14 protein-coding genes and 1 riboswitch are annotated in these 18,381 nt (G+C 41.3%); of the genes, 9 read left to right on the top strand and 5 right to left on the bottom strand.

Going from position 1 to position 18,381, the window contains the following annotated elements; all coding sequences use genetic code 11:
- Positions 1-19: 19 nt before the first annotated feature.
- The gene (locus tag AWW67_RS08910) at positions 20-1,339 is read right to left on the bottom strand and encodes an acyl-CoA dehydrogenase family protein (RefSeq protein WP_062301233.1); all 1,320 of its coding nucleotides are present in this window, start codon (positions 1,337-1,339) and stop codon (positions 20-22) included.
- A gap of 186 nt (positions 1,340-1,525) precedes the next feature.
- Positions 1,526-1,723: riboswitch (cobalamin riboswitch) on the top strand.
- Between the two features lie 27 nt (positions 1,724-1,750).
- Here AWW67_RS08910 and AWW67_RS18795 point away from each other — a divergent pair.
- From AWW67_RS18795 to AWW67_RS08870, 9 genes are all read left to right on the top strand, one after another.
- Positions 1,751-2,944, top strand: coding sequence for an ABC transporter substrate-binding protein (locus AWW67_RS18795; RefSeq protein WP_082794017.1), 1,194 nt, complete (start codon positions 1,751-1,753; stop codon positions 2,942-2,944).
- Between the two features lie 19 nt (positions 2,945-2,963).
- Entirely contained in the window at positions 2,964-4,022 is a 1,059-nt protein-coding gene (locus AWW67_RS08905) for an iron chelate uptake ABC transporter family permease subunit (protein ID WP_062301231.1), read from the top strand.
- 7 nt (positions 4,023-4,029) lie between these two features.
- A complete protein-coding gene (locus AWW67_RS08900) occupies positions 4,030-5,040 on the top strand; it encodes an ABC transporter ATP-binding protein (protein WP_062301229.1) in 1,011 nt (336 codons plus the stop codon).
- Positions 5,037-6,917 (top strand): TonB-dependent receptor plug domain-containing protein, encoded by a 1,881-nt coding sequence (locus AWW67_RS08895; protein WP_062301227.1) that lies wholly within the window; start codon positions 5,037-5,039, stop codon positions 6,915-6,917. Before AWW67_RS08900 ends, AWW67_RS08895 begins: the two co-directional genes overlap by 4 nt.
- A gap of 4 nt (positions 6,918-6,921) precedes the next feature.
- Positions 6,922-7,605 (top strand): Dph6-related ATP pyrophosphatase, encoded by a 684-nt coding sequence (locus AWW67_RS08890; protein WP_062301225.1) that lies wholly within the window; start codon positions 6,922-6,924, stop codon positions 7,603-7,605.
- Positions 7,602-8,300 carry a Dph6-related ATP pyrophosphatase gene (locus AWW67_RS08885; RefSeq protein WP_062301223.1) on the top strand — a complete coding sequence of 233 codons (699 nt, stop codon included), beginning with the start codon at positions 7,602-7,604 and terminating at the stop codon, positions 8,298-8,300. The genes AWW67_RS08890 and AWW67_RS08885 overlap by 4 nt, the downstream gene beginning before the upstream one ends.
- Positions 8,301-8,396: 96 nt before the next feature.
- Positions 8,397-9,176 carry a DUF547 domain-containing protein gene (locus AWW67_RS08880; protein WP_260311384.1) on the top strand — a complete coding sequence of 260 codons (780 nt, stop codon included), beginning with the start codon at positions 8,397-8,399 and terminating at the stop codon, positions 9,174-9,176.
- A gap of 167 nt (positions 9,177-9,343) precedes the next feature.
- Positions 9,344-10,618, top strand: coding sequence for a serine hydrolase domain-containing protein (locus AWW67_RS08875; protein ID WP_062301219.1), 1,275 nt, complete (start codon positions 9,344-9,346; stop codon positions 10,616-10,618).
- Between the two features lie 60 nt (positions 10,619-10,678).
- Complete coding sequence (locus AWW67_RS08870) at positions 10,679-11,872, top strand: hypothetical protein (protein WP_141655418.1); 1,194 nt, start codon at positions 10,679-10,681, stop codon at positions 11,870-11,872.
- Between the two features lie 36 nt (positions 11,873-11,908).
- On the opposite strand, the gene argH is transcribed toward AWW67_RS08870, so the two are convergent.
- The 4 genes from argH to lon form a co-directional block, all read right to left on the bottom strand.
- Positions 11,909-13,240 carry an argininosuccinate lyase gene (argH, locus tag AWW67_RS08865; RefSeq protein ID WP_062301216.1) on the bottom strand — a complete coding sequence of 444 codons (1,332 nt, stop codon included), beginning with the start codon at positions 13,238-13,240 and terminating at the stop codon, positions 11,909-11,911.
- Positions 13,241-13,381: 141 nt separating this feature from the next.
- Entirely contained in the window at positions 13,382-14,770 is a 1,389-nt protein-coding gene (gene hslU / locus AWW67_RS08860; RefSeq protein WP_053223427.1) for an ATP-dependent protease ATPase subunit HslU, read from the bottom strand.
- Between the two features lies 1 nt (position 14,771).
- Positions 14,772-15,803, bottom strand: coding sequence for a type IX secretion system protein PorQ (gene porQ / locus AWW67_RS08855; protein WP_062301214.1), 1,032 nt, complete (start codon positions 15,801-15,803; stop codon positions 14,772-14,774).
- 56 nt (positions 15,804-15,859) lie between these two features.
- The gene (lon, locus tag AWW67_RS08850) at positions 15,860-18,325 is read right to left on the bottom strand and encodes an endopeptidase La (RefSeq protein ID WP_062301212.1); all 2,466 of its coding nucleotides are present in this window, start codon (positions 18,323-18,325) and stop codon (positions 15,860-15,862) included.
- Positions 18,326-18,381 lie beyond the last annotated feature (56 nt).

Genomic DNA, 18,381 nt, shown 5'->3' with positions numbered 1-18,381 from the left:
CAGTTGTTTGGCACTTCCATTAAACAAAAGCGCTAATTCCAGTAATGTCTCTGCCCACAATCAATGAATTGACCTCTTTGGTGCCTTCATAAGTGTAAAGCGCTTCGGCATCGGCCACAAATCTGGCGATGTTGTGCTCCAATAAAATTCCGTTTCCACCAAAAATCTCGCGCGCGTGACCGACAATTTCTCTTGTGTGTTTTGTACAGGCTACCTTGGCCAATGAAGCTTGCTGGTCGGTCATTGTTCCTTCATCTTGTAATTTTGAAAGGTGAAAAGCCATACTCTGAATGGCGGTTAAATCGGTAAGCATTTGCACCAATAAATCCTGCACCAACTGGAAACTCGCAATGGGTTTTCCGAATTGGTAGCGTTGGGTAGAATATTCTAAAGCACATTCATAAGCGCCTCTGGCACAACCTACCGCTTGCCAAGCCACGCCAGCTCTCGTAGCCTTTAATACTTTAGACGTGTCTTTAAACGAGTTGCATTCTTGCAATCTATTTTCTTCCGAAATCTCACAATTGGTTAAGGTGACCAGCGCATTCTGAACGGTTCGTAAGGCCATTTTATCCTCTTGCTTTTCGGCCTTAAAACCCTTGGTTCCTTTTTCTACAATAAAACCTTTCACCTGATTATCGTCTACATCTCTCGCCCAAATAATGGTCAAGTCCGCAAATGTTGCATTACCAATCCATTTCTTTTGGCCATTCAAAAGCCAGCTATCTCCGTCTCTTTTGCAGGTAGTTTCCAGACCACCTGCTACAGCCGAACCAACATTGGGTTCCGTCAAACCGAATGCGCCAATTTTCTCCATTCGCTGCATAGCTGGCAACCATTTCCACTTTTGTTCTTCGCTTCCGCAGAAATAAATACTGCCCATGGCCAAACCACTTTGCACCCCAAAAAAGGTGGAAATAGACGTATCGACCCTGGCCATTTCCATCGTGATAAAGCCTTCAAGCAAATAGCTTCCCATAGGGCTGTCGTAACCTTCATAAGTTAAGCCAGCAATGTTGAGTTCTGCCATTTTTGGAATCAACTCCATCGGGAATTTGGCTTTATTCCAGCAGTCGTTGGCAATGGGCTTTACATGCTCGTTCATGAACTCACGCACTTTCAGCTGAATTTCTCTTTCTTCTGGTGTAAGAAAACGGCTGAGGTGGTAATAATCTCCGTCTATCTCTGGCGGATGGTACACTTTGCCCTTCGACTTAATGATTTTCATGATTTGGTAAAGCTCGGTTTGATTGAGTTTACCTAGGGCATCGATGGTTTCGGATACATCGATTTGAGAGAATACTTTACCGAATTTGCGCAGGCTGGAGAAAACAGACATAGTTTATAGTTTAGCTTATAAACTTGGTTTCTGATTTAAGGTTTAAGCTCAATTTATCATCCTGTTTTTAGTTAGCTTTTCCATAAGATTAGCAAACCTATTTCAGGACGATACAACAATTTAAGGCAGAGCAGTTGAACATCAATATTTTCATCTTCATTCGTCCATTCAAAATTTAATTCTCTACATTTGCGCTACCGCAAGGGTTTCCTGAAAGCTTCGGTTTTCGGAATTAAAAGGGAATCGGGTGTAAATCCCGGACAGTCCCAGCTGCTGTAATCCTACAAAAAAGTGTGTTGCACTTTGCCACTGTTTCAGAATTTGAAATGGGAAGGCGCAATACACTAGGAAAGTCAGAAGACCTGCCATTGCAAAGTTCAACTAAACCACCCTCTGAGGAAGGGCAATAGCATGAAGAAAATTGAAAAACGCAATGCGCACCGCTGGGCGGCATATACCCTGCTGTGTTTATTAATGGTTGGCTTTTCAGCCTGCCAATCCAACTCCAAAAATCAATCTGATTTTCCAGATTTCGATCCGAAAAAAGACTATTTCCCAGAAAAGGTCTCGATTGATCATGCCATTGGTTTTGATGTTGAATACCATAACAACTACAAAATACTCCACCTTTTTAGGCACTACAATGAAGTAGCAGATACCGTGAGTTTTTTGTTGGTTCAAAAAGGAACCCCGGCCCCAAAAGGCGTTGATTTACCTGTTATTTCTATTCCTGTCGAAAAAGCAATTTCATTATCTACCACGCATTTGGGAATGTTCGATTTGCTGGACGCACTTGATGAACTTAAAGGAATTGAAAGAAAGCAATATGTGAGCAGCCCTAAGGTAGTCAGCATGGTAGATTCAGGAGAAATCATTGAGGTTGAACCTTCAGGAACACTAGATGTAGAAACCATTATTGAACTTCATCCAGATGTAGTTTTAGGCGTAGGCTATCCTAACTCCCAGAACGAGTCTTTCCAGCAACTCGGGCGCTTAAATATTCCCGTAGTGTTGAATGCCGACTGGCAAGAGGTTGACCTATTAGGACGTGCCGAATGGGTAAAGCTACTGGCCGTTCTATTAAATAAGGAAAAGCTAGTTAACGAAAAATTCGATGCCATTGAAGCCGAGTTTCGGAGCGTTTTAGACTTGATTGCCGAAAAAGTAACAGACGCACCACTGACCATTACTGGCATTGCCCAAGGTGATGCGTGGCATGTATCGGGCGGAAAAAGCTTTGCTTACAACGTACTGAAAGTAGCCAAAGCAGACTACCCATGGAAAAACGATAATTCTACTGGTAGTATTAAGTTAAGCTTTGAAACCGTATATGAAATAGGCCTGAATGCCGATTTCTGGATTGCTCCAGGTGGTGCTAGTACTTTACAGAACATTAGAGACAGAGACCCGCGATATATGGATTTCAAATCCTATAAAAATGGCGGTATTTACAATGTCTTTGGTCGAAATACCGAAGGCGGTGGCAACGACTATTACGAAACTGGTGTAATAGAACCTCACATTGTTCTGAAGGACGTGGTGAAAATTTTCCACCCCGAACTTCTCCCCGATCACCAATTGGTGTACTACAATCAGCTAAAGTAAGCTATTAATTCACTTTACTATGAATGCAATCACTCAAGGAAAACGCCTTAGAGCGAAGTCATTGATCCTATTAGGATTAATGCTTATCGTGCTTTTCTTACTCGACATCGGTTTGGGTTCGGTACGAATTCCTGTGAGCGAGGTAGTGAAAACCCTTTTAGGACAACAAATTGACAATAGCGGCTGGCAGGGTATTATTCTGAAAATCAGACTGCCGAGAGCGGTAACAGCAATCTTAGCAGGAGCTGCACTTTCGCTGGGGGGGCTTCAAATGCAAACATTATTCAGAAATCCGTTAGCGGGGCCTTCAGTATTGGGAATTACTGCGGGGGCTAGCTTGGGCGTTGCTGCCGTAATGTTAGCCGCAGGTACAGTAACTACTACTTTTTCTATTCGCGAATTGGGAGTAGACGGAAGCTGGTTGATTATCATAGCCTCAACTTTAGGTGCTGCACTGGTGCTTATGCTTATTCTGGGCATTTCTTTCAAAATCAGGGACAACGTAGTCATGCTCATTGTAGGATTGATGGTGGCAAATATTACCATTGCCGTGGTGAGCATTTGGCAGTTCTTCAGTAATCCAGAACAAATTCAAGAATATATTTTATGGACTTTTGGCAGCTTGGGAGGCGTAACTAACGAACAACTTGGTGCTTTGGCCATCATTGTGGTCACAGGTGTTATCCTTACTTTCTTCCTTTCTAAAACACTAAATGCACTGCTTTTGGGTGAAGATTACGCCCAAAGCATGGGCCTCAATGTAAAATGGGCAAGAGTAGCCATTATCGCCACTACCAGTATTTTGGCAGGCGCCATCACGGGCTTCTGTGGCCCAATTGGCTTTGTGGGTATTGCAGTGCCACACCTTTCGCGCAGCTTTTTAAATACTTCCGACCACCGCACTTTAGTGCCTACTTGCGCACTGGTAGGTGGAATTCTGATGCTGGTTTGCGACATTATTTCGCAAGTACCGGGCAGCCAAACAGTATTGCCTGTCAATGCCATTACGGCACTCATCGGTTCGCCTATTGTCATCTGGATCATTGTTAAACGCAAGAACCTAAAGGCTTCTTTTTAAAAGTAGAATGATGAAAGAGACAAGAACAATACTCAGCACTACAAACCTTACAGTAGGTTACAAGGATAAAAAGGGGGAAAAACCTGTTTTGACCAACCTTAACCTCAGTCTGGAAAAGGGAAAACTTACCTGCTTGCTTGGCACTAATGGCGCTGGTAAATCTACTTTGATGCGAACCATTGGAGGAATTCAGAAACCATTGAAGGGTGAAGTCTTCATGCAAGCAAAACCCATCCGATCCATTGATGCGAAATCCCTTTCAAAGCAACTGAGCTTGGTACTTACCGATAGAATTTCACCCGGAAACCTAACGGTTTATGCTTTGGTTTCTCTAGGTCGTTTTCCTTATACCAGTTGGCTTGGAACATTGAGTCAAGAAGATAAAGACATCATTTTTATGGCCATGGAGGCCACTGGAATACTCGAATTTGCCAATAAGCATATTGGGGAACTGAGCGATGGTGAAAGACAGAAGGTAATGATTGCCCGAACGCTTGCACAAAACACGGAGGTCATTTTTTTAGATGAACCCACCGCGCATTTAGACCTTCCAAACAGGATGGAAATTTTCCATTTGCTACGTGAACTGGCTGTTAAAGGAGATAAAGCTATTCTACTTACTACTCATGAATTAGATATGGCTTTGGCCAATGCCGATCATTTATGGCTTATCAACCAGAATCAATCTATTGACTCAGGCCTACCTGAAGATTTGGTATTGAACGGACTGCTTGAGGAAGCTTTCCAAAGAGATCAACTTCAATTCGATTATGAGTTGGGAACATTTAAAAGGACTTCGACCCAAAGCAAAACAAAGGTTAGGCTTGAAGGTGATGTGATCTTGAAGCGCTGGACGAAAAGTGCTTTGGAAAGGGCGGGTTACGAAGTAACTCCTGACGCTTCTGATCTAGAAATTAAAATTTCAGGTACTTTAAAAACTCCGCTTTGGCATCTGAATTACAACGATACTACCTATAAAACTATTCAAGAATTATTAATTCAATTAAACAATCAATGAGAACCATTTTTAGAAAATTAAGCATTGCTTCATTGGCAATTTTGACGGCTTCATTTAATCTATTTGCTCAAGAGGAAGGGCAGGTAAGAGACTTGGGAAAAGTTGTAGTTACAGGCAACAAGTTTGAAACCCCCATTGAAAAATCGGGGAAAGTAATTTATAAAATTACTGCCGATGAAATTAGAAACTCACCTGGAAGAACGGTTGCCGATCTTTTGAATCAACTTCCTGGAATTAATATTGACGGAGCTTTTGGCACACCAGGCACCAACCTAGATTATAATATTAGGGGGGGAAGGAATGCCCATACTTTGATTTTGATTGATGGATTGCCAATCAACGACCCGTCTGGTATTGCAATGGATTATGATTTGAGGTTACTCAATGCACAGGCAGTTGAATACATCGAAGTACTAAAAGGTGCCGCCAGTACTTTGTACGGAACAGGAGCGGTAGCTGGTGTAATCAATATTAAACTAAAAGCTTCAACCTCTGAAACACCAAAAGTAACTTTATCACAGTCAATAGGCTCGTTTAGTACTTCCAATACCAATGCCGATGTACAAGGCAAAGCAGGAAAACTCAGCTATTTAGTAGCTGGAGCTTTCGCCATAAGCGAAGGAATTTCAGCAGCGCAAGACAACGACCCCGCTACCGATTTTGGTGACGATGGTTTTTATCGTTATTCAGGAAGAACAAAATTTGCATACGACTTTTCAGAGGCTTTTAATTTAGGCGCAAACTTCTCATTCGAGAAACTGAGATCAGATTATGATGATGGCGCTTTTGTAGATGCGGATAACGAATTCACTTTGAAACAGACGAGCTTTGGCCTAAACCCAAAATTTAAATACAACAAAGGAAACTTACAGTTGAAGTTCAACCATAACCAAATCAAAAGAGATTTCGTTTCGGCTTACCCTTCAACAAGCGAAGGCGAAAATACACAAGCCGATTTGACTAATGAGTACAGATTTAGCAATCGAGTAAAAACCATAGTTGGGGTTCATTATCAGGGATATAAGTTTGTAGCTGGCGATAACGAACCAGATGCAACCAATATTGATCCCTACTTCAATTTGGCTGTAGATGCCACCGAAGCGCTCACCTTAAACGCAGGGGCTAGGCTCAATATCAACAGCGAATACGGTTCAAACTTCGTTTATAGCCTAAACCCTTCTTACTTATTCAACCTTGGCGGTGAAAGTAAGTTAAAGGCTTTTGGTTCATACTCTACAGCATTCATTTCACCTAGTTTATACCAATTGTTTGCTCCACTCTACGGAAATACTGCGTTGGAACCACAAGAAACTCAGTCGACTGAATTTGGTCTGTCGCTTTACCTTGGCAGAAATTTTACTGTAAATGCAGAATACTTTACGCGTAAAGAAGAAAACGCAATCGATTTTGTATCTCGATTCGACAATGCAGGAAATTATGTTGGCGGAGGTTACGATAACGTAACAGGAACTAGAGAAATCGAAGGTTTCGAAATTGATTTCCAGTGGCAAATTATTGAGCCGCTTTCTTTGAGCGGAAATGTAGCTTCTTACCAATTTGGAAACCCTGCGCAGTTCTATAGAATTCCCGATTTAAAGTTGGGCTTTAATACACACTATGCCATTACATCAAATACAAGTGTTGGAGTAAACTATACTCGTTTTGGCGAACGCGAAGCTGCTATTTTCTCTGATCCTTATTTGGTAAAGCTTGAAGCTTACAACATGGTAGACTTATCTATTTCACATAAACTGTTTGATGGCACACTGACCCTTTCTGGAACAGTAAATAACTTATTGGATGAAGATTTTGTAGGCGTTTATGGTTTTACCACGCGCCCGGCAAACTTTACAATTGGTGTAACAGGTACTTTCTAAGGATTTGAAAAACACCAAACCAACTCATAGCTGTTCTTTTCTTTGCTCTTGGAGCGGGGGAAAGGACAGCTATTTGGCTTTTTATAGGGCGCTCCAAAGGAATGCAAAACCGATGGTACTTTTCAATGTAATGAATGAGTTGGGTGATAGGTCGCGGTCACACGGAATTCCAAGAGAAGTTCTTTTAGCCCAAGCTGAATGCATTGGTTTGCCCATTGCTTTTATTGAAAGCACATGGCAAGATTATGAGGCAAACTATATAAAAAACCTCAAACAGCTCAAAGGCCAATACCATTTCGACCATGCAGTTTTTGGCGATATCGATATTCAGTCGCACAGAGACTGGGAAGAGAAGGTTTCGGAAGCAGCAACGCTAAAAGCCCTTTTACCACTTTGGCAAGAAGACAGAGAAGCCTTGGTTTTTGAAATGTTGAAGCTGGGGGTTAAAGCGCTTGTGGTTTCATGCAGAACAGAGTTTGCTTCATATATTTTAGGGAAAGTGATTAATGAAGAGCTTGTCCAAGTTTTTCAGGATTTAGACATTGATGTTTGTGGTGAAAATGGTGAATACCACACATTAGTAATTGATGGACCAGCGCACAAAAAACCATTATTGATTGATAGCTTTGAAATTCAATCGAATAAAGGCTATTCATTTTTAGAAATTAAGAAGGCAAAACGGAGATGAATAAAAGGGAAAAAGCAATTTTTAATTGGAGCGGTGGCAAAGACAGTGCTTTGGCTTTGCATTACATTCTTCAACAAAAAGAGTTTGAAATCCTGACCTTAATGACCAGCGTTAATGCTGAACTGGAAAGAATTTCCATGCACGGAGTGCATAAAAACTTGCTACAAAGGCAAGTAGATGCCATTGGCCTTCCTTTGTCAATTATGTCGATTCCTGGCGAAGTTACAATGCCCGAATACGATCGGTTAATGTCTGAAAAAATGGAAGACTTTAAAGCCCAAGGCATAACGCACTCCATCTTCGGTGATATTTTTCTGGAAGACTTAAAAGAATATAGAGAAAAGAGATTGGCTGAAGTTGGGCTGAAGGGACATTTTCCGCTGTGGAAAAGAAATACGGCTGACTTAGTAAGAGAGTTCATCGACTTAGGTTTTAAAACCATGCTCGTTTCGGTAGACGGAAGTAAGCTCGATAAATCGTTTGCAGGCCAAATCATAAACCATGACTTGCTCAAAGAACTTCCGAGCAATGTTGACCCCTGCGGGGAAAATGGCGAATTCCACAGTTTTGTTTTTGATGGGCCAATCTTTAGCCATCCAGTGGTGTTCGAAAAGGGCGAGGTTGTACCAAAAGAATACACTTTGTCGGCTCAAACCAATGAAAAGGTAACATACTGGTTTCAAGATCTACTTTAACCGTCTACTTTCTCTATTACAAAAGGCATCTAGCCGACAATCTTCATGTTTTAAATTGAACAGGAAATTGCCTTGTACTGTTGGGTTAGAAATTTGATGATGAAAAGCTTAATTAATATTTCAGTACTCTTTTTCTTGCTGGCGCTCATTTCGTGGCCCAATAATAGCTTAATTGCTGTTGAGAATGGCCCTGCCCCAAGTCATAAAATTTGGGATGAACTCCTTAAAAAATATGTAAACGAAGAGGGCTTTATCGATTACAAAGGGATTATTTCTGAGCAAGATAAGTTTGAGAAGTATCTTGATTTGTTAACCAACAATGCTCCATCAAACAATTGGAGCAAGAATGAGAAACTAGCCTATTGGATCAATACTTACAATGCCTTTACTGTAAAGCTCATTATCGATAATTACCCTTTAAAAAGCATTAAAGACTTAAATCCAACTTTAAGTATTCCAACCATCCACACCGTATGGACGAAAGATTTTTTTAAAATTGGGGAGGAAGACTTCAACTTAGATCGGGTTGAACATAAAATTCTTAGGGTAGAATTCGAAGAACCCAGAATTCATTTTGCGATTAACTGCGCTTCATTTTCTTGCCCAGTATTAAGACCCGAAGCTTTTAAAGCCGAAAAAATCGAGATGCAATTGGAGGAACAAACCAGGGCTTTTATTAACGATTCACAACGAAACAAAATCACCAAAAACAAATTAGAACTGTCAAAGATTTTTAGCTGGTTTGGTGGAGATTTTAAGAAAGACCAAACCTTAATTCAGTTCCTTAATAAGTATTCAGTAGTGAAAATCAACGACAATGCTGATATTGATTTTATGGATTACCAATGGAGCCTCAATGATGCGTCTAAAAAGTAGTTCGGCATTTTTTTAAACCTCTTACCTCTTATTTCGTCTGAAGAATGTGATTATCAGAGCAAAAAAGGGGTTCATTTAGGACTAACCGCAAGAGACTGTCCATTGGCCTTTACGTTTAACTCTAGTTTTCTTATAATTGCTTTTCGAAAAGGGTCGTTTCTTAATATATGCAGCATAAAGGCAAAGTAATTCTGGTTATTCTTACCATGGGTATTTTCGTATCCCTGCTGTCATTATCCCCCGCAAAGCCAGAAACACCTACCGAAAATAAACCCGCAAAACGTACTCTCACCAATAAAGACTCTAACAATCCAGCTTTGGAACCCATCGATAAAATGGCGCAGCGGCTTGTTACAAGTTTAAAGCTTGAAGGTGCAACAGTTGCGGTAGTAAAAAACGAAAAACTGGTATACGCCAAAGGCTTTGGCTATGCAGATAAAGAGAATAAAGTCACTGTTGAACCTTATCACCTTTTCAGAATAGGAAGTATTTCTAAACTAGTTACTGCCATTGCAATTCTAAAAATGGTAGACGATAAAAAAATTGGCTTAGACGATTATGTTTTTGGAGATAACGGAATTCTGAAAGGTTCTAAATACAAAGGCATTACCAACCGAAACTTCTATAAAATAAAGGTAAAACACCTGCTTAATCATACCGCTGGCTGGAGCCTAATTACCTATGGCGACCCTATGTTTATTCCTGCTAAAATCCATAAAATGGACAAGGCTGCCTATCCTATAGACTTTGATGAAGTAATTCATTTCGTTATTACGCGCCATCTACCATATACACCAGGAACACATTACAACTATTCTAATTTTGGTTACTGCTTGCTAGGTAGGATTATCGAAGAAAAAACAGGCGAGAAATACGAAGACTGGGTTCAGAAAAACATCCTAAGGCCGAATGGCATTACTCACATGCAAATTGCTGGCAATTTTGAAAGCGACCGACTCAAAAACGAGGTAAAATATTACGACTACAGCCCCGACAACAAGCAGCTGGCTTACACCGGTTCTGGTAAAATGGTAGACAAACCCTATGGTGCCGATGATGTTGAAATGCTCGGTCCTGCTGGCGGTTGGGTAGCCAATTCTGTGGACATGATGCGATTGTTGGTCATGGTAGACGGTTACTCTAAACGTTACAAAGATATTTTGAGCAAAGACTCCATGGACAAAATGATCAAGGGAGTAGGGGGCGTAGATCAGCCTTTGGGCTGGCGTAGTGTAAGTGGTGAGCATTGGTGGCGAACCGGCACGCTTTCGGGCACCTCAGCCTTACTTACCCGCGACCTGAATGGAGTTTCATGGGTAGTGATTTCTAACACCACACCCCGCAGAGGTAGCTTTTGGAGCACCAGCCGTTGGGCTATGCGCGAATCCTTCAAGCAAATCAAAAACTGGCCTAGCACAGATCTGTTTGAGGTAAGCGAGTAAGAATATTCAATTCCTTACATTTTTATTTACTTCATCGTTTCAATGTTTATATTGAAGCTGATGAAAAGGTTATTCACTCTATCTCTTTTATTGTGCACATCCATTGGAGTTATAGCCCAAGATATTCCCAAGGAACTATTGAAAACTTGGATGCCAGTATTATCAACCAATTATGAGGGAGACACAACTTCTCAGGAGGATCTCTATTTCATAACTTTTGAAAATAAGAAAGGCGTTATTGGTTTTGAAGATAGGGCGTTTAGTTATGAAATGTTAAATGACAGTATCAATATTGAATTTGATACTGATGAGGTTGTTAAAGTTGCCCTATTAGAACTTGAGAGAGAGCGGTTGGTCTTGTCTTTTGACCCTAGCTTGATTATCACTTATATTCCACTACCAGCTTTCGATCTTCGAAAAAACATCAATGAAGTTATAGAGAGTTTTATTGGTGAAGTATGGTCGTTTGATATTCAAACAAGATATGGGACTTATAATCTTGATATCGATTTTTCAAATATTTTAGAAGACTCTGCACTGGTAAGGCCAGAGTATCTTCATATTGCAAAAACGGCACATGCCTTGTCAATTAAGGATGATCCAATTCTATGGTACATTACCAAAAAAGAAGAGGCAGTAATACTAAAGATGGAATTTATCTACTCTTCAGTTAATGAATTAGGTAACTTTTTAATAACTGACTTCAAGAACGATCATATTCAATTTAGTTATTGGGAAAAGGGGAAAGAATTCCATGTTCAGGCTAAAAAGTGGAAAAAGAAATCAGCCCACAAACAAAGTAAGGATATTGAAAACCTCACAAGACAGGCTTGGAGAATTGAAAAAGAGATAATTCCCAAATCGAAAGATTCTGGCTTCGAGGCAATGCTTAATCAATATTTTATAGAATTTGAAGAGTTGCATAATGAAATAGACAGCACACTATTCATCTCTCAAGAAGATATTGACAACCATTCTCTAACTCTGAAATTTGAAGAAACTGGAGCATACAAAATATACCGTGAGTCAAGAGTATTAGATGAGGGTAAATGGAGTATACAGTTCAATAACACCATTATTCAACTAAACAGTGACAAAGAAGAAAGGTTAAGTGATGGTGTGTTTGGTGGGTTTATAGAAATTAAGGAGCTCAAAAGGAATAAACTGATTATTTATCGATCTTTTGAAACGAGGCTCAATCATCAAGAGGAACGGAATGAGAGCCTTTGGGAGATTTACAAACCCGTTCGATAAGGCCATCAAACCTTGAACTTTAAACCCTAAACTATTTTAACCTACTAGCCCCTCAAAAGCCTTTTCCCATTTAGTAAAATTGAAATTGGCGGTGGCTTTGTTCATCATGGCTTTAATTTCTGCATGATTCAATTGGCCAATGCTGCCTTCGTGGCTATGGTTTACGCTTCGTTCGGGCTTAAATTCGCCTCGTTCAATGGCCATGCCTACTTGCTTATACGCATCTCTGAATGGAACGCCAGAAAGCACTAAGCGATTTACTTCTTCTACCGTAAACAGGTAATTGTATTTGTCTTGCTGAATGAGTTGATCGTTAATCGTGATTTTCTCCAACATAAAATCAGCCATGAAAAGGCAATCTTTTAAATCTTGAATGGCAGGGAAAATCACTTCCTTGATCAGCTGCATTTCGCGGTGATAGCCCACAGGCAAATTGGTGCACATCATGGCGATATCATTAGGTGCCGCCTGTAGTTTATTGCATTTGCCACGCATCAGTTCGAAAACGTCAGGGTTCTTTTTATGTGGCATAATGCTAGAACCCGTGGTCAGTTCATCGGGGAAACCAATAAAGCCGAAATCGGAGCCCATGTAAAGGCATACATCCATGGCGAATTTGCCCAAAGTAGCCGCCACAGCTGCCATTCCAGTCGCCAATGAACGTTCGGCTTTGCCTCGGCCCATCATGGCATACACCACGTTATAATTCAGGTCTTCGAAGCCCAAAAGCTCCGTAGTCATTTTTCTATTTAAAGGGAAAGAAGAGCCAAAGCCAGCACCAGAACCCAGCGGGTTTTTGTTCACCACTTTATAAGCCGCTTCTAAGGCGTATAGATCATCCACAAGGCTTTCGGCATAAGCACCAAACCAAAGTCCAAAAGAGGACGGCATGGCCACTTGCATGTGCGTATAGCCCGGCTTTAAAATGTTTTTGTGCTGGTCGCTCAAGTGCATCAAGCGATCGAAAAGCGTATTTGTGCCCTCTACCAAAGCCTTGATTTCGGAACGCATAAAAAGCTTCATGTCTACCAAAACTTGGTCGTTGCGCGAACGGCCACTATGGATTTTCTTTCCTACATCGCCTAGTCGTTCGGTAAGGATAAATTCCACTTGAGAATGAATGTCTTCCACACCTGCTTCAATCGAAAACTCACCTGTTTGAATGGACTTGAAAATATTTTTAAGCTCCACATGAATGGCTTCTTTTTCTTCCATTGTTAGCAAGCCAATGCTGGCCAACATTTCGGTATGGGCCAAAGAACCCAGCACATCATAAGGCGCTAAATAGATATCAAACTCCAGGTCGCGACCAACGGTAAATCGTTCTACAATTTCAGATACGCGGGTTTCCTTTTGCCAGAGTTTCATGTGCTTCTATTTTGGGGCGAAATTAGTTATTCAAAATTAGTGATCTCTGAACTTTCCAAAAGTTTTACTCATTCAGTATGAGTAAAATATTCGTTAGCAGACTGTTTAATCAATAACTTTTGGAAAGTTTATCTTCAAGCATTATAGCATAAACTCGCTCAAGTCTTTGCTTTGTACCAAGCCAGCGAGTCTTTCTTGCACCAATTCTTTGGTTACGACCACCTTAGCATTGTTCGGGATTTTCTCTGGAATATCGAAAAGGATATCGTTGAGCAGTTTGCTCATCACTGTGTACAAACGTCTGGCACCAATGTTTTCTACCTCTTCGTTTACCTTGAAAGCAATGTCGGCCAATTCCATTAAGGCCTCATCGGTATATTCTAAAGATACATCTTCAGAATTCATCAATGCCTCGTACTGCTTTGTAAGGGCATTTTTTGGCTCTTTCAAAATTCGATAGAAATCGTCTCGCGTAAGGCTGTTCAATTCCACACGGATAGGGAAACGACCTTGCAACTCAGGAATCAAATCCGAAGGTTTGGCCACATGAAAAGCCCCCGCAGCAATAAACAGAATATGGTCGGTATTGATAATGCCGTGCTTCGTGTTCACAGAGCTTCCTTCCACAATAGGTAAAAGGTCGCGCTGCACGCCCTCGCGACTTACATCGGGGCCGCCTCCTCCTTTTTTAGAGCTGCCTGCTACTTTATCAATTTCATCAATAAAGATGATGCCCGTATTCTCTGCTTTGCGAATAGCCTCTTCTTTTACTTCATCCATATCGATAAGCTTGGCGCTTTCTTCATCTAAAAGCAGCTTTTTTGCTTCGCCAATGGTCACCTTGCGCTTTTTCGATTTCTTGGGCATCACATTACTCAACATGTCCTGAAGGTTCATCATGGAAACTTCGTCCATGCCGCCACCTACCATGCCCATGCCACCGCCAGAAGTGGTAATACTGATTTCTATTTTTCGGTCGTCAATTTCGCCAGAGCGAATTTTTTCACGGAAACGTTCACGGGTTCTTTCATTCAGTTCTGCATCCGACATTTTTTCGGGCTCTTCTCCGTTTTCAACCACAGTAGCCGAAGGGCGTGTATTTTTGATTGGGGGAATCAATGCGTCAAGAATTACATCTTCAACCGCCTGTTCAGCCCTGCCTTTTACTTCTTCTTTCTTGGACTGGCGCACCAAGTTCACAGATTGCTCTACCAAGTCGCGCACCATGCTTTCTACATCACGCCCAACGTAACCTACTTCGGTGAATTTAGAAGCTTCCACTTTAGTGAAAGGAGCGTCCGCAATTTTAGCCAGTCTTCGGGCAATTTCTGTTTTACCCACACCAGTAGCCCCAATCATAAGAATATTGTTTGGAGCAATTTCGCGCTGCATCTCTGGCTTCACGTGCATTCTTCTCCAACGATTTCGAAGAGCAATGGCCACGTTTTTCTTGGCGTCCGCTTGGCCAATAATGTACTTATCTAATTCGGCAACAATTTGCCTTGGGGTTAAATATTTCGCGTCTAACATCTTAGTTTTTTTTCTTTACTATTCCACTCAAATTGGTGGTCAATTGTATGGTGTTGCTTCCTCCTGCCGAGTGATAAAGTGCTCTGGCATAAGAAAATTCAAATCTTTTTACTTTAAACATCAGCCCAAATGAAAAGCCAGCGCCTCCCGATGCGGCTTCTTGTTTAAGCTCTTTTCTTAACAAATGGTTATATCCAAAGCGCAATTGAAAATTGTCACTCAAGAGTAATTCAGTGCCGAAGACCAATCTTCTAAACACCTCTTCACTAAAGCCCGGTTCCTTTTCTGTAGCACCAACGAGTGTATTAGCTTTTGGGTCGAAAAAAACGACATCGGAACGATTTAAATTTCTGGCTGTAAGCGAAAACCGAAAGGGCATAAACTCAGGTTTGTAGGTCACCCCTAACTGAACATCTAAAGGCAATTCGCTTTGATTGTCTTCCGTATAGTCGCTTAATAACACGCCTAAATTTTTAACCGCTAAACCTACGGTTAAGTCTTTTTCTGGATGTTTAAAGGTGCCTCCAAAATCGAAGAGTAATGCAGAAGCTTTATACGAACCTAAATCCGAAGCGGCAATTTTTAAGGTAGAACCTGCTTGAAAAGGGCCAAAGGCCATGGAATGACTTAAGCCAAAAACGAATTCGGATGCTTTGAAATCGCCATTGAGAAAACCGTTTTCATCATAGCCTTCAATGGTGCCGTAGTTCAGATAAGTTAGGTTGGCTGCCCAAAGCCCAGCTTTTTCAATGTTTCGGGCATAAGAAACGGAAGTTTGAGCGATATCGGCAAAATAGCCCAGCCTGTCGATCACCAGTTGGTTATGCCAATCGCCATTCAGTAATGCGGGGTTGGAAGCCAACATGCCAGGGTCACTCCAGCCAGAGGTAAGATTTACACCACCTAAAGCCGCTTGGCGAGCACTATTCGGGAGGTTTAGAAATTCAAATGCCCTTTGCCCACCCAATTGGGCAGTCAATAGTTGGGGAATGAAAAGCCCAGCAACCAAAACACTACGGACAATTTGCTTCAATACCTCGGGATTAATTGGGGAGAACCGAAGTTCTTCCCCTTAAAATAGTTTGAATTTTAGTCTTCTACTACTAGATCAATAGCATTGGCTACTTTTTGCTTCATTAATGCCAATTCTAACACCTCCTCGGCTGTTTCAACATAATGAATGCTGAGGCCTTTGGTATATCGTTCGTCAATTTCTAGAATGTCTTTTTCATTCTTTTTGCTCAAAATCAATTCTTTGATACCAGCTCTTCGCGCAGCAAGAATTTTTTCCTTGATTCCGCCCACCGGCAACACTCTACCACGCAATGTGATTTCGCCTGTCATCGCCAGTTTGTTCTTCACCTTACGCTGCGTAAATACCGAAGTAATGGCAGTGAGCATGGTAATACCTGCAGAAGGGCCATCTTTAGGTACAGCACCCGCAGGCACATGTATATGCAAATCGTATTTATCGAAAACGCGGTAGTCGATATCGTATTTATGTGCTTCAGACTTCAAGTAAGAAAGTGCAGCTACGGCTGATTCTTTCATTACATCACCCAACTGACCCGAAAGTGTCAATTTTCCTTTACCTCGACTCAAATTAGTTTCGATGAAAAGAATTTCACCGCCAACGGAGGTCCAAGCCAAGCCCGTAACTACACCAGCTAAATCGTTGTTATCGTAAGTTTCCTTGTCGAAAACAGGGCCGCCAAGTACTTTTTCAATGTATTCAGAGGTCACTTTCTTAGGATATTCTTCTTCTAAAGCAATTGATTTAGCGGCACTTCTAACCACAGAACCAATCTTTCTTTCCAAATTTCGAACGCCCGATTCGCGGGTATATTCATCGATTATTTTCTGAAGCGACTTTTTATCGAAAACTAAATCCGTAGACTTCAAGCCATGTTCCTCTTTTTGCTTCGGAACAAGGTGTCTTTTAGCGATCTCCATTTTTTCTTCAACCGTATAACCCGACACCTCAATGATCTCCATTCTGTCGCGCAAGGCAGGCTGTATAGTGTCTAAAGAATTGGCCGTGGCTACAAACAATACCTTAGAAAGGTCGTACTCCACCTCTAAGTAGTTGTCGGTAAACTCTGCATTTTGCTCAGGGTCGAGCACCTCTAGCAAAGCTGAAGATGGATCGCCACGGAAATTTGAGTTTACCTTATCTATTTCGTCCAGTACAAATACTGGGTTCGAAGTTTTCGATTTTTTAATGTTTTGGATCACCTTGCCCGGCATGGCGCCCACATAAGTTTTACGGTGCCCACGAATTTCAGCTTCATCATGAATTCCGCCTAAAGACATTCTGACATACTGACGGTTCAAGGCCTTGGCTATACTTCTTCCCAAAGAGGTTTTACCTACACCTGGAGGGCCGTAAAGGCAAAGAATTGGCCCCTTCAAATCGTTTTTCAACTTAAGTACGGCCAAGTATTCGAGAATTCTATCCTTTACTTTCTCTAAACCAAAGTGATCTTTGTCCAAAATTTTCTTAGCTCGCTTTAGGTCTAAGTTATCCTCAGAGTATTCTCCCCAAGGCAAATCGGTCATCAATTCGGCATAATTCATGGAAATTGGGTATTCCGCTGCCATTGGGTTCATCCGAAGAATTTTGTCCAACTCTTTATTGAAGTGCGTACCGACTTTTTCTGGCCAGTTTTTACTTTCCCCTTTCTTTCTGAGGGCTTCCACTTCACGCTCTGGGCCGTCTTCTCCCAGTTCATCTTGCAACACTTTCATTTGCTGACGCAAGAAATAATCGCGTTGTTGCTGATCTATGTCTGAATGAACTCTGCTATGAATTTCATGCTTAAGTTCAAGCAATTGCACCTCTTTCAGCATGTACTGAAGCAAAGCCGTTGCACGCTCAATACCATCATTGATTTCTAAAAGCTTTTGCTTTTCCTTGGCCTCCGTATTGATGTTACTGCAAAGGAAATGAATCAAGAAACTGGTCTTATCTATATTGTCCAAGGCCACCTGTGCTTCCTTCGGAATTTCAGGATTAAGCGACATGATTTTATTTGCCGCATCTCTAACCGACTGTAAAATAGCCTTTACTTCTTTACTCAGTCTTTTCGGGAAGTTTTCCGGTAAATACTTCACCTTGGCCTTCATATAAGGTGCTTCAGAAGTATATTCTTCTACCTCAAACCTGCTTTTACCTTGAATAATGATGGTGGTATTTCCATCAGGCAACACCAACATTTTTACAATCTTGGCGGCTGTTCCTATTCTGAAAAGATCCTTTTGGGTAGGGTCGTCTATTTTTGGGTTTTCTTGGGTAAGAACCCCCACAAGACGGTTTCCTTTGTATGCATTCTTCACCACCTTAATCGACTTTTGGCGACCAACAGTAATAGGAATGAGTACTCCTGGAAATAATACTGTATTGCGTACCGCCAAAATCGGCAATTCATCTGGTTGGTTGGCTTCGTTTAACTCTTCGTCATCTTCGCCCCCAATTACCTGAATAAGATCGCCTGCTTCATCGTCATCGATATCGCTGGCTATCATGGATCCGAACATTTGGTTATTAATTTTCATATATAAAGTGCCAGATTGACACGTTTGTGCTTAAATAAATTTGGACGACCTAAATT

Source organism: Roseivirga seohaensis (assembly GCF_001592945.1).
Classification (GTDB): Bacteria; Bacteroidota; Bacteroidia; order Cytophagales; family Cyclobacteriaceae; genus Roseivirga; species Roseivirga seohaensis.
The sequence above is the reverse complement of the archived record's forward strand: the minus strand, read 5'-3'. Positions and strand labels throughout refer to the sequence as shown.